This is a genomic window from Streptococcus anginosus, assembly GCF_001697145.1.
Taxonomy (GTDB): domain Bacteria; phylum Bacillota; class Bacilli; order Lactobacillales; family Streptococcaceae; genus Streptococcus; species Streptococcus hominis.
In genome coordinates this window covers 747,238-770,709 of the sequence record NZ_CP012719.1, presented here as the reverse complement: position 1 = coordinate 770,709, position 23,472 = coordinate 747,238, and the positions used below count along the sequence as shown (strand labels likewise).

Below are 23,472 nucleotides of genomic sequence, written 5' to 3'. Positions count from 1 at the left end.
TCCTTTTTTTCTATCTAATTTACACCGTAATACAGCCGATGTCCTTCCAATTGATGATTCAGAAGTTCACTAACTGTAACCAAAGTGTACCCATTCTTTTGCAAATATTCAATTACACTCGGCAAAGCATTAATGGTGGTTTGATGAATATCATGCATTAAAATGATTGATCCTGGATAAGTCTGCTTTTTCACTTGCTCCATGATAGACCCAGTATTGCGATTTTTCCAATCCAAGCTATCCACATTCCACATAATGAAAGACATATCAACAGCATTTCGGAGTGTATTGTTGATAGCTCCATAGGGCGGACGCATCATTTTTGGACTCTCTCCGATAACAGCCCGAAGTGCTGCTTGTGTATCCTCAATCTGTTTTTTTGCTTGCTCAAGAGCAAGAGTTGGTAATTGTGGATGACTCCAACTATGATTGCCAATCTCATGCCCCTCATCATGAACACGTTTGACAAGTTGCTCATTTCCAGCTATATTTTTCCCCAACATGAAAAAAGTTCCTTTGACATGGTATTTGGCTAAAATATCCAAAGCCTGCGGTGTCGTTGCTGCATTGGGACCATCGTCAAACGTCAAAGCTACTAATTTTTGCTGTTTTTTTGCTTGATAGGACTGATATGCGGCCAAATCCTCTCCCTTTAAATAATGCTCATCAATTACCTCATATAAGGCTGGTAAGGCGATTTCCACCTTTGAAACTCGCTCATTGTTTTTATAAAATAGATTGAGTTTTCCTTTTTCATAACTGAATGTCCATTGGGAGATATCTCTTGTTTGAAATGCTTGTAGAATCTTCTGTCCTTCTGTTTTATGAAGAGCGGTGATTTTCTGCTGCATTTCTTCTAGCAATAACTTTTTGGCTTGCTCAACATTTTTAAAAAGTCGATTTAAGCTAAACAATTTGTTGTCAGACGACATGTAAAGCGAGTCCAAAACCTCTTCTCTAGCCTTTCCAACTTTCGTAGTTAACACTGGATAAGAGATTCGCTTGATGTCAACTTGCTTTACTCCAGAAAAATTTGTCTCTGTAAAATGACTCACATAAAAAATAAGGTTATCGTATTGCGATACTTGACTTTGTTTATCTGAAAATTTCTGAATATCGGCATTGATTTTCTCTTTAATAACACCAATATCTTGCTTGCTCTCTGTTAATGGATAGTAAGACGTAATGAGCTGACTTCCTACACGTCCTGTCTGCTTTCGTACTGAACCATAATGATATTTTGTATCTGTCCTTTTCAGAACTTGTGAAATTTGTCGATTTAATTTTCTTTCTTGTAGCAATTTTCTAATCCGAAAACTCCCAAAAATAATAATCATTAAAAAAGCGACATTTAGGACAATGAGAAGTATTTTTTTCACTACACTACCTTTCTACCTCGTCTCTTTCGTTTAAAAAAGACTTTACCTACTAAAAAAGGCTAAAATAATTTCAAGCCTTTCATTTTCAATTATTTACAAACTTATAAAGTTTTTTCTTGAATCACTTCAACTTTATAACCATCCGGATCCTTAATAAAGTAATAATTCGGCTTTGTTCCAGGAAGTCCATTTGGCTGTGTAACCTCATATCCTTTAGCAGTGTGTTCAGCGTGAAGCTGCAACAAATCAGGCGTACTCAAAGCCACATGAGCAAATCCATCGCCAATCACATAAGGTCCGTGTCCATAATTATAAGTTAATTCCAACTCATAATCATCACCTTCAAGTCCCAAATAAACAATTGTAAATTGATGTTCTGGGAAGTCCTTGCGCCGTAATTCTTTAAATTCAAATGCATCTGCATAAAATGCAATAGATTTTTCTAGATCTTCCACTCGCAAGCACGTATGCAACATTTTAGAAGCCATAGCATCCTCCTTTGCTTTTTTCCATTATATCCTAAATCACGAATTTTCTCCAGCTTCAGCTATGAAGAAAAAATAAGGAGTGGGATCGAACTAAACAAAAATTTAGTCCCATCCCGCTCCTATAAAGTTGCTGAGTTAAAAAACAAATAGCCCTGAGATTTGTTTCGCACATTCTATCTTGCAATCTCAAGGCTCTCCTTTGAACAATCAATCATTGCGTCGTTGATCTATGACACAGTATAATTTAAGGCTGGAAACATTCTCCCAGCCTATTTTTCATTATTTACCTAATTTTGCTTTAGCTGCATCTGCAAGAGCTGTGAAAGCTGCTACATCGTTGACAGCTAGGTCCGCAAGCATTTTACGATTGACTTCAATTTCAGCCAATTTCAAACCATGCATCAATTGTGAATATGACAAACCATTCATACGAGCTGCCGCATTGATACGTGTAATCCACAATTTGCGGAAATCACGTTTCTTTTGACGACGGTCACGGTATGCATAGTAGTAAGAATTCATTACTTGTTCTTTTGCTGTACGGAACAAGATATGTTTTGCACCATAGTAACCTTTAGCTAATTTTAAAATACGTTTACGACGTTTGCGTGATACAACGCCACCTTTAACACGTGCCATTTATATTTCCTCCAATATTTCCTAGAATAATCTGCTACAAAATCTCTTATTTAAGACCTGTCAGCATTGCTTTGATACGTTTGAAATCTCCTGAATGCACCATTGCTGCTTTACGAAGATGACGACGTTGTTTTTTTGTTTTTCCGTGGAAACGGTGAGAAGTGTAAGCACGGAAACGTTTCAAGCCACCAGAACCTGTACGTTTGAAACGTTTAGCTGATGCGCGGTGTGTTTTTTGTTTTGGCATGATATTTTTCTCCTTTTTCTAACTTCTGACAGATTACTTTTTGTCAGGGATTGGTGCTAATTGCATGAACATTTGACGTCCATCCATTTTAGCTCTCTGCTCAATAATCGCAATGTCTTGCGTTGCTTGAGCAAAGTCGGCTAATACTTTAGCTCCGATTTCTTTGTGAGTAATCATCCGCCCTTTAAAGCGAATAGAAACCTTCACTTTATTTCCTTTTTCAAGGAACTTGCGTGCGTTGCGAAGTTTTGTATCAAAGTCACCTTTATCAATCGTTGGACTGAGACGAACTTCTTTCACAGTAACAACACTTTGTTTTTTGCGCTGTTCTTTTTGTTTTTTCTGATACTCAAATTTGAACTTTCCGTAGTCCATAATTTTCGCAACAGGTGGTTTAGCTTGTGGTTGAATCAGAACAAGGTCCACATTTGCATCGTCGGCAATTGCTTGCGCTTCGCTAAGTGGTTTAATGCCTAATTGTTCACCATCAAGACCGATCAAACGAACTTCACGCACACGAATTTCATCATTGATGAATAAGTCTTGTTTTGCTATGGTTTTCACCTCTTTTTTATTTTTAGAGAAAAACAAGAGCGGACTTGCTAACGCAAGCCCGCACTACATGATAGTATTTCATTTCTGAAACTTAATCCGTAGAGCCAGACAACGTTAGTCGCAAGGCGAGAAGTTCTCACTTCTGCTTTTCTCAACTTTTATATGATACCAAGTTTTGGATTATTTGTCAAGGATTTTTTTAGCTTTTTCTTCGATAAAAGCCACAACTTCAGCAATTCCAACACCCGTTGTATCAAAATGAATGGCGTCTGCTGCTGGTTTTAAAGGAGAAACCGCTCGGTGACTGTCTTTATAGTCCCGCTCTGCAATTTCTTTTTTCAGAGTTTCTAAGTTCGTCGGAATGCCTTTTTCACGATTTTCTTTATAACGGCGCTCAGCTCTTTCCTCAACTGAGGCTACGAGGAAAATTTTTAATTCTGCATGAGGCAATACAACCGTTCCAATATCACGGCCGTCCATAACGATACCGCCTTGAGCAGCAATTTCTCGCTGTAAATCCACCAACTTTTCTCGTACTTCTGGAATTGCAGACACCCAAGAGACATTGTTGGTCACTTCGTTTTCACGAATCGGATGCGTCACATCTACATCTCCAACAAAAACAAGCTGCTCCCCATTTTTATCACGCCCAAAACTAACTGGATAAGTGTCTAATAATGCGACAATTTCAGACCACTTTTCTGCCGATAAATCATTCTTTAAAGCTAAGTAAGTCGCCGCACGATACATAGCGCCTGTATCCAAGTAAGTGTAGTCGAAATCTTTCGCAATAATCTTGGCAACTGTTGACTTTCCGCTTGAAGCTGGACCATCAATGGCGATTTGAATTTGTTTCATTCTATACTCCTATCGAATTTTCACCACATCACCCGGATTGGCATACCAAGCACCTGTCGTCATGTGAGAAGGATTTAAACGCTCCAATTCAGCAATCGAAATCCCTCCACGCGCAGCAATAGCCGCCTCACCTTCTCCAGCTTGAACAGTAAGCGTTCCTTCAGATGATTGCGTTTGACTGCTATCACTTGTTGCCTTAGAAGACTCTGGAACGCTGGAACTTTCACTTGGTTTGCTGGTAGCCTTAGTATTATAAAAGCCCTCTGTTGCTGCTTTTTTGCTGCTTCCGCCAGTTGATAAATAAATCATCATACCTACAATTGTAATCACTATGATGAAAAAAATAACCGCTAAAATTGTCAACACACGATTGGCCACTACATCGCTCGTTTTTTTACTTCTCGTCAATTCTTTTTCTCCCTTGTCGTAAATATCTTCTTCCCATGGTTCCTTTGCCATGACTTCCTCCTTGTATTTTTTCCAAATTCCGATTACAATATGAATATGAAAGTTACACTCATTCCTGAACGGTGCATTGCTTGCGGGCTTTGCCAAACTTATTCTAACTTATTTGATTACCACGACAATGGCATTGTCAAATTTTATCAAGATGATGAATTGCTAGAAAAGGAAGTTCCTGAAACAGCTGATGTTATCGAAGCCATCAAAAACTGTCCTACAAAAGCTCTTAAGAAAGAGTAGTTTTTTTAGGATGAGCATAATAGGTTTCAAAATAGTCTACGTGGGTTAAGTTGTCCATTAGTTCAACTTCCCCTTTAAAATGGTCATTCAAAGCCAAAGCATTTACAAAATACTTCTTAGGCCACTTACGCATACAAAACGTACGGCCTTTTTCTTTGCCATCAAATAAAAGAGTAATAGAAGTTTTTGTCACTTCCACTTTACGAATTGTTGAAATTTCAATCTTTGAAGGTGTGAATGGATTTGCCGTAGTAATTCTCAAAATCCCGTCATCGTATATAGTGAAATATCTATGTACGCCAATCCCTAACAAAACCATAAAGAGAAAGAAAGAGAAAAGAACTAAAAACGGAACTTCTGAACTCTCAAATAAAAATGCAAAACCTATAAAAATCGGAATGACCGATAAAGACCAATAAATGATTAGAAGAGAAAGATCTGGCTGCCAATGATAACGCAATTGACCAAAAATCTTTATCATATCTACACCTCCTCTTATATAGTTTATCATAAAAAAAAGAAAAATGGGAGTGAGATTAGACAACAAAAGAAAAAATTAAGGAAGTGAAAGAATACTAGCTCTAATCCCTTATTAAATTAGTCGAAAATGGCAGATGTGATAGAGATAATCGCCTCAACGAAAATGCAAATAGCTCAAATTCCACTTTCTCAAGATTCAGCCGATAGAGTTAAATCTTATATTTTCATTTTTAATAGATTTCCAATATTTTGAGCTGTTCGGATGAGATTTTCTTCTGCCTTGGCTAGAGTAATAGCTAGAGGTTCGACTTGAGAAATGATTGGGAAAGCAGCTTGAATGTTTTCTGCCGGAAAATCAGGTAAGTCATCGCTTAAACTACCACAAATAGCAATCACAGGAATATTACTAGGCGTTCTTTTGGCTACTCCAATCGGAGCTTTACCTGCCAGACTTTGTTGATCCATTCGTCCTTCACCCACGATGACTAAATCAGCCTTTTTGACACGATTATCAAAATCAAGCAAGTTAAGACAAGTATCAATTCCTGAAACAATTTTTCCATGCGCAAATGTCACCAGACCAGCCGCCATACCTCCTCCAGCACCTGCACCAGCTAGTGAAAAAATTGCTGGATTAGCCTGTTTATAAAATGTTGCCATTGCCTGATCCACTTGAGAAAATAGCAGAGCGGGCAAACCTTTTTGCCCTCCAAAGACGTACGTGGCGCCATTTTCACCACAGAGAGGATTTGTGACATCTGTCAAAATCTGAATGTCCAGATTTTCCAAAATTGCAGGAACATTATCAGCTGAAATGCGAGCCACACGACCTAAAGACGCACCTTTTGCTTGAAGCAAATGATTGTCTTTATCAAAAAATTCATAACCCAGCCCAGCTGCCATTCCAATTCCACCATCATTGGTAGCAGAGCCCCCTACGCCAATATAAATTTGCCGCACACCTTCCTTGGCTAGATACAAAATTAACTCTCCCAGTCCTCTGGTATCAAGGGTCAGAGGATTTCTTTTTTCTGGTGAAATAGAGGCTAAACCAACCAAATCAGCCATTTCAAAGAGAGCTATATCTCCTTTGCGAGCATATTTCATCGAAATAGGTTCTCCGAAAGGCCCGGTTACGATGTGAGTATAAGTGTCTAACTGCAAGGCTGCGATCAAAGCCGTCATCGTTCCTTCACCACCATCTCCAATGGGTAGCAAGTCAAATGTCGCTTCAGGGAGTGCCTTGGAAAATCCTGCTTTTATAGCCTCTGCAACACTTTGGGCTGATAAACTTTCTTTAAAAGAATCTGGTGCAATTAAAATATGCATGGCTTAGTCCTCACTTTCTATCTCTTCCAAAAGTTTTATGACCTGATACAAGTCCGTTTGATTGATTTGATACGGCGCTTGTTCTCTCACAAGAGGCTTGGCGTTAAAAGCAATCCCGATTCCTGCCGTCAATATCATTGGGAGGTCATTGGCACCGTCTCCTACAGCAATGGTTTGAGCAAGAGTCAAATTGTTTTCCTCCGCCCATTGTCTTAGCATTGCTTTTTTGACTTCTTTTGTGACAATTGTTCCTAAAACTCTGCCGGTTAGCTTACCGTCTTTCACTTCTAAACGATTAGCTTTTACGTAATCTACATTCAATTTCGCGGCTAATTCGTCTACCATTTCATGAAATCCGCCTGATACAACGCCAACCTTGTATCCACACCGGTGCATGTCTTCTATCAACTCTTGAGCACCTTTGGTAAAATGAATTTTCTTAGAGACTCGTTTAAAAATTGTTTCAGGAAGTCCTTTGAGCAAGGCCACGCGTTCTATCAGAGCTGTCTCAAAATCATATTCCCCTTGCATAGCCCGTTCTGTAATGGCTGCGACTTGCTCACCAACTCCTGCTGCTGCACCTAGCAAATCAATTCCTTCTTCTCTAATCAAGGTACTGTCAACATCCAGTACCAATAGCCCTCTTGTTTTCACATCATCACCTCATATATTGCTTGTATTATATAAAAAATTGATTGACAAAACAAGTTGCAATAGAAAGAAAAAAGCCTCGTTTGCTGTACAAACAAGAGCTTCTTTACTTTATTCAATACCAATTTCAGTACGTACAATATCTGCAATTGTATCAACGTAATAGTCTACTTCTTCGTGGCTTGGTGCTTCTGCCATGACCCGTAAAAGTGGTTCTGTCCCACTTGGACGAACAAGAATGCGACCATTGCCAGCCATTTCCGCTTCCATTTTTTCAATCACCGCTTTAATGGCAGGCACTTCCATGGCCTTGTCCTTCATGCTGTTTTCAACACGGATATTGACCAATTTTTGTGGATAAATCGTTACTTCCGACGCTAATTCAGACAAAGGTTTACCTGTTTCTTTCATTACTTTTGTCAATTGAACAGCGGTCAGCTGACCGTCACCCGTCGTATTATAATCCATGATAATCACGTGACCGGATTGCTCACCGCCCAGATTGTAACCAGATTTGCGCATTTCTTCTACAACATAGCGGTCACCAACAGCTGTAATCACCTTGTTAATGCCTTCGCGATCCAAAGCCTTATGGAAACCAAGGTTTGACATAACGGTTGTTACGATTGTATTTTGAGCAAGCAAACCTTTTTCAGAGAGGTATTTCCCGATGATATACATAACTTTATCACCATCGACAATCTCACCATTCTCATCAACTGCAATCAAGCGATCGCTATCTCCGTCAAATGCTAGACCAAGTGCTGATCCTGATTCACGGACTGTTTCTTGCAATTTTTCAGGATGTGTAGAGCCAACATTCAAGTTGATATTTAACCCATCTGGATTTTCTCCAATGACTGTCAATCTAGCTCCCAAATCCGCAAATACTTGACGAGCACTTGTTGAAGCAGCACCATTTGCTGTATCAAGAGCAACTTTCATTCCGTCTAAATCAAGACCAGTGGACACGAGATATTGTTGATATTTGCGCAATCCTTCTGGATAGTCCATAAGAGTTCCTAACCCTTCCGCACTTGGACGCGGTAAATCGTCTTCTTTAGCATCAAGTAGAGCTTCAATTTCTAATTCACGCTCATCGTCCAATTTATAGCCGTCGCCACCAAAGAATTTAATACCGTTGTCAAGCGCTGGATTGTGGCTAGCTGAAATCATGACACCAGCACTTGCTTTCTCAGATTTCACCAGATAAGCAACGCCTGGTGTGGCAATAACTCCGAGCTTATAAACACGAATCCCAACAGACAGAAGTCCAGCTACTAAAGCACTTTCCAGCATTTCTCCTGAAATACGTGTATCACGTCCTACAAAGACGCGGGGTACATCTTTCTCATGCTGGCTCAATACATAGCCACCAAATCGACCTAATTTAAACGCTAATTCTGGCGTTAATTCCACATTTGCTTCTCCACGAACTCCGTCCGTTCCGAAATATTTTCCCATTTTTTTAAAATCCTTTCAATACTTTTATTTGGATGAGCTCGTCGAACTTGAGGACGAACTTGATGATTTAACAGTAATTTTTATGGTTGTCTCATAAGGAGTAATCACACTTGGCAAAACTGTACCATTTGCATCAACTGCCTGTAGTGGGGCATTTCCTGAATAGTTAGCGGATATTTTTTCACTAGTTGGCACTACCGCTTCTACATGATCGACCTTAGCCAGCGTATCTTCGTCACTTGTAACAGTTACCTTATTGTCACCAACCGTCACGCGATCAACCATCAACCCATCTGCTAACTGGGCTGAACTGATAGTTGTTTTCACTTCAACTGTCTTACTTGCTTTCTTGCCAACTTTCACCGTAATCTTAGCCGGTGTGACAGTCGCAGTTAAACCACTAGGCAAATTTTTAATTGCTAAAGGTACCTCTCTTGTTCCTTCCGTAGCTTTTGTCAAATCCGCCACAACCTTGAATTTTCGTGTACTTTCTTGCATTTCACTGGCAAGGGTTACACGATTAGAGCCTGTTAACACTACTGATACTTCGGACGCAAACCCACTAATAAAATACTTTTCACTATTGTATTTAATATCAATTGGTACACTAGGCAAGGTGTTGGTATAGGTTTCAGAAGTTGTTTGTCTAGCATTTGAATTATTTTGGTAATTTGTCGTGGTGGCGTAAATAAATAAAATACCCGCAAAAAAGATTGAAGAAATGATGTACCAAATCTGTTTACGATTTTTCATGTTTCCAACCTCCTAGCACACGATTTCTAAATGGTGATTTTGGTGGTTCATCTGAAATCAGTACTTTCCGCAATTCTGCTTCAAATTCCTCTAATGTCAAATTATGCTTGAAAACTCCATTATGTGTGATAGAGATACCTCCAGTTTCCTCCGATACTACAAAAGTAAGGGCATCGGATACTTCTGACAGACCGATTGCCGCGCGGTGACGTGTCCCAAATTCCTTAGAAATCCCTGTGTTTTCTGTGAGCGGAAGATAAGCGCAAGAAACGGCTATTTTATTGTCTCTTACAATGACAGCACCGTCATGTAGCGGTGTATTGGGAATGAAGATATTGATTAACAACTCACCAGATACATCAGCGTCCAACGGAATCCCTGTTGCAATGTATTCTTGCAAGGTTCTGCTACCTTGGATAGCAACGAGAGCTCCAATTTTCCGCGGACTCATATAATCTACTGCTTTGACAAATGCCTGCACCATTCTTTCTTCTGAGCTAATCGGTGCTGTCGAAAACAAATCGGTAGCACGCCCCAGCCTCTCCAGACCAGTACGAATCTCAGGTGTAAAAATCACAACCGCCGCAATGACCCCATAGGTGATAACTTGGTTAATCAACCAAGAAACCGTTGTTAAACCAATGGCATTGGCAAGAATCTGAGCCAACACAAACATTAAAACCCCTCGAACGAGAATCATAATTTTAGTGCCAGCGATTGCTTTTGTAAAATAAAATAAAATCCAAGCAACCAGTGCAATATCTATAATATTGGTAACAATACTCCAAGGGCTAGAAAATAAACTAGACCAATATTGGAGATTGGACAATTGCTGAAAATTCATTTTCAGTGTCCTCTCTTTCTCAACCTAAAAACGTTCTTGATTATTATATCACTTTTCAAAATATTTTTCTGTAACCTTCTTTAATTTTTTATGATAAAATATTTCTTATGAAGATAAATACATTATTTGGCAAACTTGTAGGAAAATCCTCCCATTTTGTGTTAAGCAAATTGGGACGCGGATCAACCTTGCCCGGAAAGCTTGCTCTGAAATTTGACAACGACATTTTGAACACACTAGCGCGTGACTACAAAGTGGTGGTAATCACAGGAACCAACGGTAAAACTCTGACTACTGCTCTTACAGTTGGAATTCTCAAAGAGGCTTTTGGCGAAGTTGTGACCAATCCCAGCGGAGCCAATATGATTAGCGGGATTGCGACGACTTTTTTGACCGCTAAAAAAGGAAAATCCGGCAAGAATATCGCCGTACTAGAAATCGATGAAGCTAGTCTCTCACGCATTTGCGACTACATTAAACCGAGCCTCTTCGTCTTTACCAATATTTTCCGCGACCAAATGGATCGTTACGGGGAGATTTACACGACCTACCAAATGATTTTGGATGCTGCTCAAAAAGTTCCTACGGCAACCGTCTTGCTAAATGGAGACAGTCCGCTGTTTAACTCTGTTACTCTCAAAAATCCGGTCCAATATTATGGTTTTGATACCGAAAAAGGAGAACCACAGCTAGCTCATTACAATACGGAGGGTATTCTCTGTCCTAAATGTCAGCACATTTTAAAATACAAGCTTAATACCTATGCCAATCTAGGCGATTATATTTGTGAGCACTGTGGCTTTAGGCACCCTGAATTAGACTACAAACTGACTGAGTTGACCAGCCTTCATCACAACAGTTCAGAATTTGTCATTGACGGACAAAGCTATCACATCAATATCGGTGGTCTGTATAATATCTACAATGCTTTAGCTGCCGTTTCCGTTGCTCAGTTCTTTGGAGTTGACCCAACCACTATCAAGACTGGTTTTGACAAGAGCAGAGCCGTTTTCGGACGTCAGGAAACTTTCAAGATTGGAGACAAAGAGTGTACGCTGGTTCTCATTAAAAACCCTGTCGGAGCCACGCAAGCTCTGGAGATGATCAAGCTCGCTCCTTACCCATTTAGCTTGTCCGTTTTGCTCAACGCTAACTATGCGGACGGTATTGACACGAGCTGGATCTGGGACGCGGATTTCGAGCAGGTTTTAAACATGGATATCCCACATATGATTGCTGGCGGGGTTCGTCATTCTGAGATTGCCCGCCGCTTACGAGTGACTGGCTATGACGCTGAACAAATCAGTGAAGTAGCTGATTTAAGCCAAGTCTTTGAAGAAATTAAAAACCAAGAAACCAAGCATGCCTATATCCTAGCTACTTATACCGCCATGCTAGAATTCCGTGAATTGCTTGCTTCTCATCAAGTCGTCAGAAAGGAGATGAACTAATGGTTTATACATCACTAACTTCTCCTGAAAATCGGGATTATACTTATGATTTAAAGATTGCTCATCTCTATGGCAATCTCATGAATACCTACGGTGACAATGGCAATATTCTCATGCTCAAATATGTAGCTGAAAAGCTAGGCGCTCGCGTTCAGATTGATATTGTCTCACTTGAAGATGAGTTTGACAAAGATTACTATGATTTGGCGTTTTTTGGCGGAGGGCAAGACTACGAGCAGACCATTGTGGCACGAGATCTGCCTGCAAAAAAAGATAGCTTGGAAGAATTTATCAATCATGACGGCGTGGTGCTAGCTATTTGTGGTGGCTTTCAGCTTCTAGGTCAATACTATATCGAAGCTTCTGGTCGGCGGATTGAGGGACTTGGAATTATGAGACACTATACTCTCAATCAAAAAAATAACCGCTACATCGGCGACATCAAGATTTATAACGATGAATTTGACGAAACCTATTATGGTTTTGAAAATCACCAAGGACGGACATTCCTATCTGAAGACGAAAAACCGCTTGGCAGAATTATTTATGGGAATGGAAACAACAAGAAGGATCAAAGCGAAGGCGTGCACTACAAGAATGTCTTTGGCTCTTATTTCCACGGTCCTATCCTATCCCGCAATGCCAATCTAGCTTACCGCCTAGTGACAACTGCTCTGAAGAATAAATATGGTCAAGATATTCCCCTCGCCAACTACGAGGACATTCTAGCTCAAGAAGTCCCAGAAGAATACGGAGACGTCAAGAGCAAGGCAGAGTTTGAATAGGGATATGAAACACAAAAGGAGACCAATGATGAAAGAAAGAATGTACTACATTTTACTGCTACTTGCAATCCTCCTAATCGCTGGACTGTCTTTTGCTAATATGCAAAGCGTCACCGTTAGCTTTATTCTCTTTCGTTTTAAAATTCCACTGATTCTCTTAATTTTACTCTCTGTCTTACTTGGAGCCATTACTACTATCCTCATCAGTATGCCGAAAAATTTCTCTCTCAAAAATGAATTAGCCAAAGCCAAAAAAGAACTCAAAACAAAAAACTAGGTTGGAATCCAACCTAGTTTTTTGAAGATATTCTTAAAAAGTTCGGATTTTACTTTCGGACACGTCTTTTTTTGTCAAAATCTTCTTGTCCGCAAATCGGACGACATTATTTTTTCAAAAAAGCTTTGTCCGAAACAAGAATGTTCAGAATTTGCTCCAAAAATCTCTTTCCGAAAACTGGACAAAGCTATTTTCCTCTAAAACTTCTCGTCCGCATGTGGAAAATGGCAAATTACTTAAAAGTTACCCCGTCCTTCATGAAGGACGAGGTTTTTTGCTCAAAAAACTCTCATCCCCATTTGGAATGTTCGGGATTTACTCTCAGGGAAGAATTTCTCCGCTTCAGATGAACTTTCTTGACTTAAAAATAGCTCGCTCACACCTGTTCTGCCACTTCTTCCCACTCTGTCATGGCTGCTTCCTGCTGTTCGGTCAGCTGGTCTAGCTTTTGCTGAAGCTCCATGAGTTCGCTCGCGTCATTGGTCTCTTGCATAGCTGTAGTCAACTCGGTCGTTTGCATCTCCAGCTCTTCGATTTCAGCTTCTAACTGCTCCAAACGGCGAGCTAATTTCCGAGCTTCTTTCTGTGTTTCTTTCTGGAGTTGGTAGTTGGTGACTGACTGAGGCTGAGCGGGCTCTACCGCAGTAGCTTTCTCCTCTCTCAAAGCTTCCAGCTCTGCTTTTTTCTCCAGATAATAGTCATAATCGCCAAGATAAAGAGTAGAGCCAGCATCAGAAAGCTCGATAATCTGCGTGGCAACTCGGTTGATAAAATAGCGGTCGTGGCTGACAAAGAGCAGAGTGCCGTCAAAGTCAATCAGCGCATTTTCCAGCACTTCCTTGCTGTCAATATCCAAGTGGTTGGTCGGCTCGTCCAGAATGAGGAAGTTGTTGTTTTCCATTGACAGCTTGGCTAAGAGCAGCCGCGCCCGCTCTCCACCTGATAGCATGCCGACCGATTTCTTGACATCATCACCTGAAAAGAGGAAAGCACCCAGACGATTGCGGATTTCCACTTCTGGTGTTAGTTTAAAATCATTCCAAAGCTCGTCCAAGACTGAATTGCTCGGTGTCAATCGGCTTTGGGTCTGGTCATAGTATCCCAGCTCCACATTTGCTCCCAGATGCTCCTGACCACGGATAAAAGGAATTTGTCCCACAATGGACTTGATAAGAGTTGTTTTGCCAATACCATTTGGTCCGACAATAGCTACTGCGTTAAATTTACGAATATCCAGATTGATAGGCTCGGCCAACACTTGATGATCATAACCGATAGCCGCATCTTCCAGCGTCAGAACGACATTTCCAGAAGGTTTAGCTGAGCGAAAGGTCATATTAGCAGAACGGTTGCCTCTGTCTGGCTTGTCAAGACGCTCCATTTTTTCCAGCTGTTTGCGTCTGGATTGAGCGCGTTTGGTTGTAGATGCCCGAACCAGATTGCGATTGACAAAATCCTCCAAAGCAGCAATTTCCTTCTGCTGCTTTTCATAATTCTTGGCCTCTGTCAAGAGCTTCTGCTCCTTTTGCTGAACAAAACTAGAGTAATTTCCCACATAGCGATCCAACGAATGCTGGGTCAAGTCCAGCGTCACAGTGGCTACCTTGTCTAGGAAATAACGATCGTGACTGACGATGATGAGAGCTCCACTGTAGTTGCTCAAGTAGTTCTCTAGCCAAGCAATCGTCTCTATATCCAAGTGGTTAGTAGGCTCATCCAGTACCAATAAATCTGGCTTTTCCAACAGCATTTTCGCTAGAGCCAGCCGAGTATTCTGCCCGCCCGAAAGCTCTTCTATCTTCATCTGCCACATGGACTCATCAAACTTGAAACCATTGAGAATGGCACGAATATCTGCTTCATAGGTAAATCCGCCTGCCTGACGGAAATCCTCTGACAAGCGGTCATAGTCTGTCATCAGTTTTTCCAGATCCGTCCCAGTTAAATCCCCCATAGACAGCTCCATCTGTCGCAATCGTTGCTCCTGCTGACGTAAATCATCAAAGACATGCAGCATTTCGTCGTAAATAGTATTGGCAGACTCAAAGCGACTATCCTGCGCCAAATAAGACAGGGATATATCCCGCCTTTTATTGACTTCCCCATCACTTGGGGCTTCTTCACCGACTAAAATCTTCAAAAGAGTGGACTTACCAGCTCCATTTTTCCCTACTAAGGCAATTCTATCTCGTTCATCCACTTGCAGGTTGATATTATCAAAAAGAACCTCCCCTGCAAAAGAACGTTCAATCTTATTTGCTTGTAAAATAATCATAAACCTATTATAGCAGATTCCTATCCCAACTGCTATCTTAGAAAACAAAAATACGGTTCATTTCGACCGCATTTTCATTTAAAACTACTTAAAATCTCTTGATTTTGCATCACAAGGTAAATACCTAATAGAATAATCAAAGCAAAAAGCCCTAATTTGATGATTCCTTTTACAAAACGAATGACCCAAAGAATTATCATCGAACCAATCAACCACATCACAGCTGAATGATTGAAAAATCCTTGAATAGCTTGACTATTTTGACCAAAGAAATTCTGAATGGACACAGGAACATGTTCCTGCCATGCAGCTGTCACACCGATATGATTGGCAATATCAGAACCACTTTGCCATAGCCATGCAAAAATACTAGAATTAAAGACAAACAAGAAAACTTGCTCTGGGAAACGTCTAATGATTTTAAAGATATTTCTTATCATTTTATGCTTGATACAACTCCTTTACTGCTTGAACATCTACTGCTTGAATCCCGTAAAACGAGCCAGAAGATTGCATGACGGATTTTTCTTCATTATGCTCCAATCCAATCGCATGTCCCAGTTCGTGTTCTGCTGTGTTTACGATTCGCTCATAAGAGTAGCCATATTGACTATTCAATAGATAGTAACGATTTAGTCGAACCGTTACATTTGTGAAGCGTTTCGTCAATAAATTAGTTTGTGATTCTGCCTCACCTGCCGCACTCACCGTACCATCATTCATCTCTGTCGCCACAATATTGGCTTGATTTTTATCATTTACAATCTGAAAAGTAAAAGCACCTGTTTGATTCCAAGCACGAATGGCTTCTTGATAAGCTGAGCGAAATGTCTCATCTTGTGTATCTATATAAACCGTAGCGCTTGCTGTGTCCCATCGGACACCAGACGCTTGATGAACATGATTGTCCGATAGCTGTTTGGTCAGGTCTTTCACATTTTGCCCGACGCCTAGCTGACTATCCTGTCCACTTACATATCGATAAATTTGACTGACATCTTGCTGAAGTGTTGTCGAAAAACTGCTTTTAGAAGGACTCATGATATACAAGATTCCCACTAAAAAGAGTGCTGTTAATGCAAGACTATAAACTAAACGCCATATCAAGCGCAACAGCGCCGAAAATATTCGAAATATAAACCTCATACTTCCCTCCTAATCTCAAATGTAAAGAGTAAGTATAATGAGATTCGCTTAAAAATTTCTTAACATAGAGAACTGTAAAAGAAAGAATAAAATATTGACAAAAAAATGTAAATTGCTGTCAAAAAAGTCATCTCTCAAGCAACTTTAGGATAAGCGCTCCTCCACTTCAAAATCAATCGGCAGCCATTTCAGAAATTCTTCTAGTTGATTTTCCCAATAATACCACTCATGCTTTCCCGGATTATGATGATAGGTGATATCTAAGCCACATTCGCGCAATTGTTTAACAGCTACTTCATTTGCTTGATAAAGAAAATCCTGCTCCCCACACCAAGCGTAAAATTTAGTCTTTTTATCTGACTTCTTTGCCATTGTCGTCAAAAAATGCTGCTTGACATCAGCTGCTTTCAAATCACCAAACACACCTTGCCAATAGTTGAGCGTCCCACCTGGAAGTTCTTCTATGTCCACATCATCTAGACCGAGCCCAATAGCGCCTGAAAATGACCCTGCATAAGAGAATCGATCTGTCGTCAAGGCTATTTTATAAGCCCCATAACCTCCCATTGACAGACCTGCAATAAATGTTTTCTCCCGTTTCCGACTCATATTGGGAAAGAAACGCTGCATAACCTCAGGCAATTCTTTTGCTATAGCATCATAATAATTCAATCCATAAGCAGTGTTGGTGTACCAAGCAAGATCTGTCGTTGGCATGACCACGATTAAATTTGTATGGCGCAATAAACGCTCAATATTGGTCCGTTTTCGCCACGAATTTTCATTGCCTCCCATGCCGTGCAAAAGGTAAAGAACGGGAATATCCATATCTGCTATCTGACTGGGGGCTACTGCATCCGCATCAGGATAGATGACATTGACACGACGCTCCATTTCTAGTACTGCTGAATGATATTCTATTTCAAAAAATGCCATTTTTTCTCCTTTTAATATAAATGTAAGAAAGGGGTTGGAACAAACGTCCTGACCCCACGATTTTTGTAACTATATAAAATGTGCTAATTTAACCTACTTAACGCACTTCCATTACAACAGGTAAAATTGCCGGACGACGTTTGGTCTGCTCAAAGAGATATTTCGCAAGATTGTCACGCACCGAGCCTTTCAACTCACTCCAGTCAAAATTATCTTTTGCAAGGTAATCTTCAACTGTTTTATTGATTAAGTCAGCACTCTCACGCAAAATATCACGGCTTTTCTTGACATAAACAAATCCACGTGTATGAACCTTGGCTTTGGAAATAATCTTCTTGTCACGACGGTTTACTGTAATGGCTACGATAAAGATACCGTCTTCAGACAGAACTTTGCGATCACGCAGAACGATATTGCCAACATCACCAATCGCATTTCCGTCAATCATGACATCACCAGAAGATACCGCACCAGCAGGTACAAAATCACCCTTTTCATATTCCATAATGCTACCACGCTTTGGAATAAAAATGTTCTCCGGCAACATACCAATTGCCATGGCAGCTTTAGCATGTGCTGCCAATTCACGATATTCTCCTTGAATTGGGAACAAGAATTTTGGCTGCAAGAGGTTTAACATCAATTGCAAATCGCGCTCATTTCCATGTCCAGACACTCGCAAATCTTGCGTAATTAGTTTGACAACACCACCTGCTTGGTAGATCATGTTTTCTACACGTGCCACCAAGGCTTCTTTTGCGATAGACGGTGTTGTAACAATATAAACCAAATCACCTTCTTTGATTTCTACATAACGGTGACGACCAATAGACATCTTGCGCAAGCCATTGATTGGCTCACCCATACGCCCAGTTTCCAAAATAATCAACTCATGATCTTCAAACTTGGACATTTCTTTTGGTTTGATTAGCAAACGTTCGTCCACAAGTGATAATTTCTTCAAGCGAATAGCTGTACGAACGATATTTTCAATGTCAAATCCAGTCAACACAACACGACGACCTGTCCTAGCAGCAGCTTCAAAGACTTGTTGAATCCGAGAAAGATTGCTTGCAACCGCCGCAACAATCACGCGTCCTTCCCAGTCTCCAATTGTATCGCTAATTTCCTTTGCAACTTCGCTCTCACTTGCCACTTGAATACTACTATCTGCATTTGCAGAATCACTAAGAAGAGCTAGAACACCTTCACGACCAATTTCCGCCAAGCGAGCAAAATCTGTTGCATAAGACTGACTAGCCGTTTGGTCAAACTTAAAATCACCCGTATAAACAATATTTCCTTCAGACGTTTTTAAGACAATCCCTAGACTCTCTGGAATGGAGTGCGTTGTTTTAAAGAAAGATACAATGGTACCTCCAAAGTCAATCTCTGTATCTTCATCAATCACATGAAAATCATTGAATTTTTTAACCGTATCATTTCCTTTGACAAATAGCTTAGCCAGTTCAATTGTTAATTCCGATCCAAACACAGGTACCTTTGTTTCCGCCAACAAATAAGGCAGGGCACCAATCGCATCTGCATGTCCGTGTGTCAAAAAGACCCCTGCAATGCGGTCCTTATTTTCAAATAAATAGTCCATATTTGGAATGACAAAGTCCACACCAAGCTGTTCATTTTCCGGATACTTTAGTCCGACATCAAGGATAAAAATAGATTCATCCACTTCAGCGATGTAAAGATTTTTTCCATTTTCACGTACACCGCCCAAAGCAATCAATTTAATATTGCTCATTGATTCTCCTTTTCATATTTTTCTTACTAACGGCCCTTGGCTTCCCAAGTCGAATTACAGTTTTGCAAGTATTTTGCATATTTTATTTATTATACTACTTTTCATGATTTTTTTCAAAGAGGAGAGCATACAAAAAAGCTCCTAGTTACTGTATTTCTACAGAAAGCTAGGAGCCGTCTCTATTTGCTAATAAGTGATAGATAGACTTTCAGAAAATAACTTTCTGAAAAGAGATTCTTATGATGATTCCATCGTTATTTTATTAAAGAATGATTTTCTTGTCCACAATATATCAAAAACAAGTTTATTCATCTAAAACAATAGTGGTTTTTTACCAAAGCGTGAAAATCATTAAAAAGCTTTTATCGACTACATCAAATAATATTCTTCTTTATTCTTTCACTGCGTTCTCGATACGCGATGCAGTTCTACAAACCACTACATGCTATCTTCAGAAATATTATCAAATACCTCCAATTAAGAAAAACAATTAGCAAATAGAAACTAATACATCATAAACGATTTAAAATATGAACGTTCTGATACCCATTGGAATCAGTCCTTTCTTATCTTTCTTTAATTATATTGTACACCTTCTTTTTCGAAAAAGCAAGCGTTTACATTAAGATTTTTAAAATATTTTTTACAAATGAAAAGAGGTAGAATTAACCATTCAAACCTCTTCTCAATGTGGATTTTTATGCCCGTACTGTGACACTTGTGCCGTCTTCTTTATAAAGATTTATCAAACCTTCTTTACGACTGCGTACCATATCACCTGGATAAACCGGATGTGGCAAGGAAATCGTCAACAGTTCCATCGGATTTGGAGCCCGATCAATTTTATTTCCATCTGAATCATGTAAATCTGTAATGACTGCGTTAAAATGACGGAAACCAGGGCCATAAAATTCAACTGGGTCGCCCTCATTGATGACATTTCGTTGTCGAATAGTCGCTGTTTGCGTATCAGGGTCATAAGCCACCACTTCTGCCACAAATTTATATTGCGGAATTTTGCGGCGTGCTCCAAAAAGCTGCTCATTTTCAGTTGGTGTATAATAATAAAATCCTGTCGCCAATTCACGCTGCGCAACTTTCCACATTTCATCTACTAAATCTTGCTTGATTGCTTCAAACTTCTCAGGGCTTTCAAGATAAGCATCTACTGCCGCCTTGTAACAATTTGAAACAGTAGATACGTAGTGAATAGACTTCATGCGTCCTTCAATTTTCAAGCTGTCTACTCCATTTTCAATCATATCTGGAATATGGTCAATCATGGACATATCCACAGCCGACATAGAAAATTCTTCTGGAATTTCGCCTTTTAAGCTCTTGCGCTCTTGTCCAAAGGGCATATCGTAGAGGTCATATTTCCAGCGGCAAGACTGAGAGCACCCCCCACGATTGGCATCCCGCATACTCATGTGATTAGATAAAGTACAGCGCCCTGAGTAAGAAATGCACATAGCCCCATGAACAAAGGCTTCAATCTCAACATCAGTATGTTTGCGGATTTCTGCCAATTCTTCCATGGAAACCTCACGTGCCAAAACGACACGTGTCAACCCCAAATCCTTCCAAAATTCCAATGTTTCATAGTTTGTTGCGCTAGCTTGTGTTGACAAGTGTACTTCCAAACCTGGCGCTTCTGTACAAGCAATGGCAATCAATGCTGGGTCAGATACGATAACGGCAGAAATGCCAATATCTCGCAGAGTGCGGAACCATTCCCCAGCTCCTTCTTCATTGCCTTCGTGGGTTACCATGTTCGCAGCCACATAGACTTTTGCGCCATGTTCACGAGCAAATTGAACACCCTCTTCCATTTCTTCAAACGTAAAATTTCCAGCACGACTGCGCAAACCATAAGCTTGTCCGCCAATGTAAACAGCATCCGCTCCATAGCGAATGGCGACTTTTAATTTTTCCAAGGTTCCAGCAGGCGCCAGAACTTCTGGTCTTTTCAAAGTTTTTGTCATATTCTCGCTCTTTTCTAAATTCTAATACTTAGCCTTTTTATTTTATAGCAAAAAAGGTTTGAAAGCAAGCTAAAGGAAACAGATTGTGAAAGTTAAACAAGCAGTTGCAACTCGCAACTACCTGCGTCCCTTATTTCACCTGGTCTGGATCATATTCATAAAATCCAGTATCCAAGAAACGATTCTTTGGATGCAATTGATGAACCTGCTCATCCAAAAGGAAAGCCTGATCATGTGTAAATTGATTGGTCTCAATCAGCTCACGCGCTTGCACAAAGAGTTTGACAATTTCAACAAAATTGTGTCCTGGCGTGTAAATACCTTCTAATTTCCAATGTGTAAAGCCATGTTCTACCAATTCTTCAAGTTTCGTCATCATATCCAAGTCATTATTTGCAAAAATATGCGTCCCATGATTGTCCTCAAAAATAGAATAATGGCTATCTGGGTCACTCGGCTCTGCAAGAAATAAATCACGCTCACGGCTCTTTTCGTCATCAATATGAGTAAAATTATAATAATTTTGCAAAAGTGGACGCTTAGAATGATGAATCACACTCGCACCATAAACCAAGATCTCAACAGGAATTTCTAAAATATCTTGCATTTTAAAAAGTTCAGCAGATGGGATTTCACGCGCTAGAACTGCCTCAGAAACGCCAGCTTTTTGCCCCCAGAAGTTCACTTGACGACTGCTGGCAACCATAGTTGAAGCATCATAAATCGTCTTAAACGGATAACCATCACGTTTTAACACATAAAAAACTCCAGCATCTCCTACAGTAATATAATCCGCCTGAATATCCACTAAAAAATCAAGAAATGGCTTGATTTTATTCATCATTTCCTGATGCATCAAAGCATTAACAGCAATTGTCAACTTTTTGCCTACCTCATGTACAAGGGCTGCAATCTGTCGCAATTCGTCATAAGAAAAAGTACGGGGTAATCGAAGACCATACTCTTTTTCACCTACATAAATGCGATCCACACCTGCTTCTAAAAGCTCTTTTACTTGTTCAACGCTCTCAGCTGTCGCTGTAATGATAATCTTTTTCATAGCAAAATTATAACATATTTTTGATTTCTCTTCTATTTTTTAATTTGAAAAGCATTTTTAGCCTTTTTGTAACTGTTATGTAATATTTATCTAATTAAAATCATGATAAAATAAGAGAGTACTGTAAGGAGAGAGAACATGACCGCAAGAAAATATCAGTCCTATCAAGAGGACTACACCTATCCAGAATTAGAACAAGAACAATATCCGCTTTATCAAGATTACATTCCTGAAGCAAAAACGAATCCAAACCTGAAAGAATTACTATTTTTCGTGAATATTGCTACATTTTGTATCTTGACAGCTTTATTTAGCTTTTTATTCCTGTCTATTAAAGTAAACACTTTCTTAGCTTTTGCTTTAGCAATTGGTGTTAGTTTAGTCTGCATTAAAATGCAGCAAGCATTTATTCGTCGGAAAAGAAATAAATAGTTTTGAAATTAAAGTGCCTATTTGCAAGGCACTGTTTTTGTTGTGATTCGTTGTGATGTAAAATCGATTTAGTTAAAAAGTTAAAAAAATTGAGGTGCTAGTCCTCAATTTTTTTGTCTTCATTTTCCGATTCTTGGTTTTCTGTCAAATCAATGACAATATCCTCCGATGTGGTTTCTTTATCAACTGGTTCTTGCTCAGTTTTTTTGAAATCTTCTGGAGAGATACCTTCTGGTGTCACTTTTTCTTTCCATTCTTGCATTTTCTCTTGTGAAAAGTCAACTACTTGTTTCGTTGCTTCTTTCACAGAGTCAAGAACAGTTTCGCCTGTGATTTCTCCGCTTTCAACCTTTTCTTTGGCTTGGTTGACTGCTTCTACAGCTTGGTTAGAGAATTGATTGGCTTTTTGTACTACTTGATCTTTAAAATCATCTGGATTTTCTTTGACGTCATTCATAAAATCAGAAACCTTAGCAGTCACTTCTTTTCCTTTTTTACTTGTGAGAAATACCGCTGCAGCCGCACCAGAGATTGTTCCTAAAAGGATAGATGAAAATTTACCCATAATAAACCTTCTTTCTTATTTTTTAAATAGTTTAGTAACCATACGTAAAGCCGATAAAGTTGCACCAGCTTTGACACTATTTTTTCCTGCTGCAGCAGCTTTTTTGCTCAAATGACGAGCAGAATCATTCAAATCCGAAACGGACTCAGATAAATCTGCAACTGCAGTGAAAAGCGGGTCAATGGTTGTCATTTTTCCATTAATATCATCTGCTAAAACATTCACTTTCGTTAACAATTCATTGGTTTGATAAAGTGTCACATTGACATCTGTCGTCAATACCTGAATTGTTTTTTCTGTTTCATCAACGACATTTGAGATTTTCCTAACCAAAAAAATCGTATAAACAATCAAAGCAATCAAAGCGAGGGCAACTAGACTATAAGCAATTTCAAGCATTTTTCTTCTCCTA

Annotated in this window: 27 protein-coding genes and 1 other annotated feature; of the genes, 5 read left to right on the top strand and 22 right to left on the bottom strand. The window is 39.7% G+C overall.

All coding sequences use genetic code 11. The features are described 5' to 3' along the window. Positions 1–14: 14 nt before the first annotated feature. From SanJ4206_RS03790 to SanJ4206_RS03760, 7 genes are all read right to left on the bottom strand, one after another. Positions 15–1,379 (bottom strand): polysaccharide deacetylase family protein, encoded by a 1,365-nt coding sequence (locus SanJ4206_RS03790; RefSeq protein WP_003027544.1) that lies wholly within the window; start codon positions 1,377–1,379, stop codon positions 15–17. A 101-nt stretch (positions 1,380–1,480) separates the two neighbouring features. Continuing rightward, positions 1,481–1,867 (bottom strand): lactoylglutathione lyase, encoded by a 387-nt coding sequence (gloA, locus tag SanJ4206_RS03785; protein WP_003027547.1) that lies wholly within the window; start codon positions 1,865–1,867, stop codon positions 1,481–1,483. 279 nt (positions 1,868–2,146) lie between these two features. After that, the gene (gene rplT / locus SanJ4206_RS03780; protein ID WP_003027551.1) at positions 2,147–2,506 is read right to left on the bottom strand and encodes a 50S ribosomal protein L20; all 360 of its coding nucleotides are present in this window, start codon (positions 2,504–2,506) and stop codon (positions 2,147–2,149) included. A gap of 46 nt (positions 2,507–2,552) precedes the next feature. Continuing rightward, entirely contained in the window at positions 2,553–2,753 is a 201-nt protein-coding gene (gene rpmI / locus SanJ4206_RS03775; protein ID WP_003025048.1) for a 50S ribosomal protein L35, read from the bottom strand. Positions 2,754–2,786: 33 nt separating this feature from the next. After that, positions 2,787–3,317 (bottom strand): translation initiation factor IF-3, encoded by a 531-nt coding sequence (gene infC / locus SanJ4206_RS03770; RefSeq protein WP_003025051.1) that lies wholly within the window; start codon positions 3,315–3,317, stop codon positions 2,787–2,789. A gap of 15 nt (positions 3,318–3,332) precedes the next feature. Further along, positions 3,333–3,462, bottom strand: a sequence feature (ribosomal protein L20 leader region). A 26-nt stretch (positions 3,463–3,488) separates the two neighbouring features. Further along, positions 3,489–4,166, bottom strand: a complete 678-nt coding sequence (gene cmk / locus SanJ4206_RS03765) for a (d)CMP kinase (RefSeq protein WP_003027556.1) — start codon at positions 4,164–4,166, stop codon at positions 3,489–3,491. A gap of 9 nt (positions 4,167–4,175) precedes the next feature. Beyond that, positions 4,176–4,625, bottom strand: coding sequence for an SAG1386/EF1546 family surface-associated protein (locus SanJ4206_RS03760; RefSeq protein ID WP_003027559.1), 450 nt, complete (start codon positions 4,623–4,625; stop codon positions 4,176–4,178). A 45-nt stretch (positions 4,626–4,670) separates the two neighbouring features. Between SanJ4206_RS03760 and SanJ4206_RS03755 the strand changes: the two genes are divergently transcribed. Next, positions 4,671–4,868 carry a ferredoxin gene (locus tag SanJ4206_RS03755; protein WP_003040052.1) on the top strand — a complete coding sequence of 66 codons (198 nt, stop codon included), beginning with the start codon at positions 4,671–4,673 and terminating at the stop codon, positions 4,866–4,868. Here the strand turns inward: SanJ4206_RS03755 and SanJ4206_RS03750 are convergent. The 6 genes from SanJ4206_RS03750 to cdaA form a co-directional block, all read right to left on the bottom strand. Continuing rightward, positions 4,855–5,349 (bottom strand): EbsA family protein, encoded by a 495-nt coding sequence (locus SanJ4206_RS03750; RefSeq protein ID WP_022525091.1) that lies wholly within the window; start codon positions 5,347–5,349, stop codon positions 4,855–4,857. The two genes, SanJ4206_RS03755 and SanJ4206_RS03750, sit on opposite strands and share 14 nt — an antisense overlap. A 215-nt stretch (positions 5,350–5,564) precedes the next feature. After that, positions 5,565–6,677, bottom strand: coding sequence for a glycerate kinase (locus tag SanJ4206_RS03745; protein ID WP_003027567.1), 1,113 nt, complete (start codon positions 6,675–6,677; stop codon positions 5,565–5,567). A 3-nt stretch (positions 6,678–6,680) separates the two neighbouring features. Continuing rightward, positions 6,681–7,331, bottom strand: a complete 651-nt coding sequence (gene serB / locus SanJ4206_RS03740; RefSeq protein ID WP_003027570.1) for a phosphoserine phosphatase SerB — start codon at positions 7,329–7,331, stop codon at positions 6,681–6,683. 108 nt (positions 7,332–7,439) lie between these two features. After that, complete coding sequence (glmM, locus tag SanJ4206_RS03735; protein ID WP_003027572.1) at positions 7,440–8,792, bottom strand: phosphoglucosamine mutase; 1,353 nt, start codon at positions 8,790–8,792, stop codon at positions 7,440–7,442. Positions 8,793–8,816: 24 nt separating this feature from the next. Then, complete coding sequence (locus SanJ4206_RS03730; protein ID WP_003027575.1) at positions 8,817–9,545, bottom strand: CdaR family protein; 729 nt, start codon at positions 9,543–9,545, stop codon at positions 8,817–8,819. After that, a complete protein-coding gene (gene cdaA, locus SanJ4206_RS03725) occupies positions 9,532–10,389 on the bottom strand; it encodes a diadenylate cyclase CdaA (protein WP_003027578.1) in 858 nt (285 codons plus the stop codon). Before cdaA ends, SanJ4206_RS03730 begins: the two co-directional genes overlap by 14 nt. Positions 10,390–10,496: 107 nt before the next feature. On the opposite strand from cdaA, the gene murT reads away from it, so the two are divergent. Genes murT through SanJ4206_RS03710 form a run of 3 tightly spaced genes read left to right on the top strand, consistent with a single transcriptional unit; the run spans position 10,497 to position 12,902 of the window. Beyond that, positions 10,497–11,840 (top strand): lipid II isoglutaminyl synthase subunit MurT, encoded by a 1,344-nt coding sequence (gene murT / locus SanJ4206_RS03720; protein ID WP_003027579.1) that lies wholly within the window; start codon positions 10,497–10,499, stop codon positions 11,838–11,840. Then, positions 11,840–12,625: a lipid II isoglutaminyl synthase subunit GatD gene (gene gatD, locus SanJ4206_RS03715; protein WP_003027581.1), complete on the top strand. Its 786-nt coding sequence runs from the start codon at positions 11,840–11,842 to the stop codon at positions 12,623–12,625. Before murT ends, gatD begins: the two co-directional genes overlap by 1 nt. A gap of 28 nt (positions 12,626–12,653) precedes the next feature. Then, positions 12,654–12,902 carry a LapA family protein gene (locus SanJ4206_RS03710; protein WP_022525093.1) on the top strand — a complete coding sequence of 83 codons (249 nt, stop codon included), beginning with the start codon at positions 12,654–12,656 and terminating at the stop codon, positions 12,900–12,902. Positions 12,903–13,278: 376 nt separating this feature from the next. Here SanJ4206_RS03710 and SanJ4206_RS03705 read toward each other — a convergent pair whose 3' ends face one another. From SanJ4206_RS03705 to SanJ4206_RS03675, 7 genes are all read right to left on the bottom strand, one after another. Further along, entirely contained in the window at positions 13,279–15,177 is a 1,899-nt protein-coding gene (locus SanJ4206_RS03705; RefSeq protein ID WP_003027585.1) for an ABC-F family ATP-binding cassette domain-containing protein, read from the bottom strand. A 74-nt stretch (positions 15,178–15,251) separates the two neighbouring features. Further along, positions 15,252–15,617: a hypothetical protein gene (locus SanJ4206_RS03700; protein WP_003027587.1), complete on the bottom strand. Its 366-nt coding sequence runs from the start codon at positions 15,615–15,617 to the stop codon at positions 15,252–15,254. Between the two features lies 1 nt (position 15,618). Then, positions 15,619–16,323 (bottom strand): matrixin family metalloprotease, encoded by a 705-nt coding sequence (locus tag SanJ4206_RS03695; RefSeq protein WP_003034985.1) that lies wholly within the window; start codon positions 16,321–16,323, stop codon positions 15,619–15,621. Between the two features lie 144 nt (positions 16,324–16,467). Then, positions 16,468–17,259 (bottom strand): alpha/beta hydrolase, encoded by a 792-nt coding sequence (locus SanJ4206_RS03690; RefSeq protein ID WP_003027591.1) that lies wholly within the window; start codon positions 17,257–17,259, stop codon positions 16,468–16,470. Positions 17,260–17,356: 97 nt separating this feature from the next. Then, positions 17,357–19,018 carry a ribonuclease J gene (locus tag SanJ4206_RS03685; RefSeq protein ID WP_003027593.1) on the bottom strand — a complete coding sequence of 554 codons (1,662 nt, stop codon included), beginning with the start codon at positions 19,016–19,018 and terminating at the stop codon, positions 17,357–17,359. A gap of 698 nt (positions 19,019–19,716) precedes the next feature. Next, complete coding sequence (locus tag SanJ4206_RS03680; protein WP_003027597.1) at positions 19,717–21,003, bottom strand: peptidase U32 family protein; 1,287 nt, start codon at positions 21,001–21,003, stop codon at positions 19,717–19,719. 130 nt (positions 21,004–21,133) lie between these two features. Continuing rightward, on the bottom strand, positions 21,134–22,063 hold the full coding sequence (locus tag SanJ4206_RS03675) for a peptidase U32 family protein (protein WP_003027600.1): 930 nt from the start codon (positions 22,061–22,063) through the stop codon (positions 21,134–21,136). Positions 22,064–22,201: 138 nt separating this feature from the next. Between SanJ4206_RS03675 and SanJ4206_RS03670 the strand changes: the two genes are divergently transcribed. Next, positions 22,202–22,495, top strand: coding sequence for a DUF3270 domain-containing protein (locus SanJ4206_RS03670; RefSeq protein WP_003027603.1), 294 nt, complete (start codon positions 22,202–22,204; stop codon positions 22,493–22,495). A 97-nt stretch (positions 22,496–22,592) separates the two neighbouring features. On the opposite strand, the gene SanJ4206_RS03665 is transcribed toward SanJ4206_RS03670, so the two are convergent. Together SanJ4206_RS03665 and SanJ4206_RS03660 are read right to left on the bottom strand one after the other, a co-directional pair. Then, complete coding sequence (locus tag SanJ4206_RS03665; RefSeq protein ID WP_003027606.1) at positions 22,593–23,060, bottom strand: YtxH domain-containing protein; 468 nt, start codon at positions 23,058–23,060, stop codon at positions 22,593–22,595. A gap of 15 nt (positions 23,061–23,075) precedes the next feature. Further along, the gene (locus tag SanJ4206_RS03660; RefSeq protein WP_003027608.1) at positions 23,076–23,459 is read right to left on the bottom strand and encodes a DUF948 domain-containing protein; all 384 of its coding nucleotides are present in this window, start codon (positions 23,457–23,459) and stop codon (positions 23,076–23,078) included. Between the last annotated feature and the right edge of the window lie 13 nt (positions 23,460–23,472).

Bases quoted from the DNA above. Each gene is read 5' to 3' on its own strand.
- gloA (WP_003027547.1), bottom strand. From the start codon at position 1,867: ATGGCTTCTAAAATGTTGCATACGTGCTTGCGAGTGGAAGATCTAGAA.
- rplT (WP_003027551.1), bottom strand. From the start codon at position 2,506: ATGGCACGTGTTAAAGGTGGCGTTGTATCACGCAAACGTCGTAAACGT.
- rpmI (WP_003025048.1), bottom strand. From the start codon at position 2,753: ATGCCAAAACAAAAAACACACCGCGCATCAGCTAAACGTTTCAAACGT.
- cmk (WP_003027556.1), bottom strand. From the start codon at position 4,166: ATGAAACAAATTCAAATCGCCATTGATGGTCCAGCTTCAAGCGGAAAG.
- SanJ4206_RS03760 (WP_003027559.1), bottom strand. From the start codon at position 4,625: ATGGCAAAGGAACCATGGGAAGAAGATATTTACGACAAGGGAGAAAAA.
- SanJ4206_RS03755 (WP_003040052.1), top strand. From the start codon at position 4,671: ATGAAAGTTACACTCATTCCTGAACGGTGCATTGCTTGCGGGCTTTGC.
- SanJ4206_RS03750 (WP_022525091.1), bottom strand. From the start codon at position 5,349: ATGATAAAGATTTTTGGTCAATTGCGTTATCATTGGCAGCCAGATCTT.
- SanJ4206_RS03745 (WP_003027567.1), bottom strand. From the start codon at position 6,677: ATGCATATTTTAATTGCACCAGATTCTTTTAAAGAAAGTTTATCAGCC.
- glmM (WP_003027572.1), bottom strand. From the start codon at position 8,792: ATGGGAAAATATTTCGGAACGGACGGAGTTCGTGGAGAAGCAAATGTG.
- SanJ4206_RS03730 (WP_003027575.1), bottom strand. From the start codon at position 9,545: ATGAAAAATCGTAAACAGATTTGGTACATCATTTCTTCAATCTTTTTT.
- cdaA (WP_003027578.1), bottom strand. From the start codon at position 10,389: ATGAATTTTCAGCAATTGTCCAATCTCCAATATTGGTCTAGTTTATTT.
- murT (WP_003027579.1), top strand. From the start codon at position 10,497: ATGAAGATAAATACATTATTTGGCAAACTTGTAGGAAAATCCTCCCAT.
- gatD (WP_003027581.1), top strand. From the start codon at position 11,840: ATGGTTTATACATCACTAACTTCTCCTGAAAATCGGGATTATACTTAT.
- SanJ4206_RS03710 (WP_022525093.1), top strand. From the start codon at position 12,654: ATGAAAGAAAGAATGTACTACATTTTACTGCTACTTGCAATCCTCCTA.
- SanJ4206_RS03705 (WP_003027585.1), bottom strand. From the start codon at position 15,177: ATGATTATTTTACAAGCAAATAAGATTGAACGTTCTTTTGCAGGGGAG.
- SanJ4206_RS03700 (WP_003027587.1), bottom strand. From the start codon at position 15,617: ATGATAAGAAATATCTTTAAAATCATTAGACGTTTCCCAGAGCAAGTT.
- SanJ4206_RS03695 (WP_003034985.1), bottom strand. From the start codon at position 16,323: ATGAGGTTTATATTTCGAATATTTTCGGCGCTGTTGCGCTTGATATGG.
- SanJ4206_RS03690 (WP_003027591.1), bottom strand. From the start codon at position 17,259: ATGGCATTTTTTGAAATAGAATATCATTCAGCAGTACTAGAAATGGAG.
- SanJ4206_RS03685 (WP_003027593.1), bottom strand. From the start codon at position 19,018: ATGAGCAATATTAAATTGATTGCTTTGGGCGGTGTACGTGAAAATGGA.
- SanJ4206_RS03680 (WP_003027597.1), bottom strand. From the start codon at position 21,003: ATGACAAAAACTTTGAAAAGACCAGAAGTTCTGGCGCCTGCTGGAACC.
- SanJ4206_RS03675 (WP_003027600.1), bottom strand. From the start codon at position 22,063: ATGAAAAAGATTATCATTACAGCGACAGCTGAGAGCGTTGAACAAGTA.
- SanJ4206_RS03670 (WP_003027603.1), top strand. From the start codon at position 22,202: ATGACCGCAAGAAAATATCAGTCCTATCAAGAGGACTACACCTATCCA.
- SanJ4206_RS03665 (WP_003027606.1), bottom strand. From the start codon at position 23,060: ATGGGTAAATTTTCATCTATCCTTTTAGGAACAATCTCTGGTGCGGCT.
- SanJ4206_RS03660 (WP_003027608.1), bottom strand. From the start codon at position 23,459: ATGCTTGAAATTGCTTATAGTCTAGTTGCCCTCGCTTTGATTGCTTTG.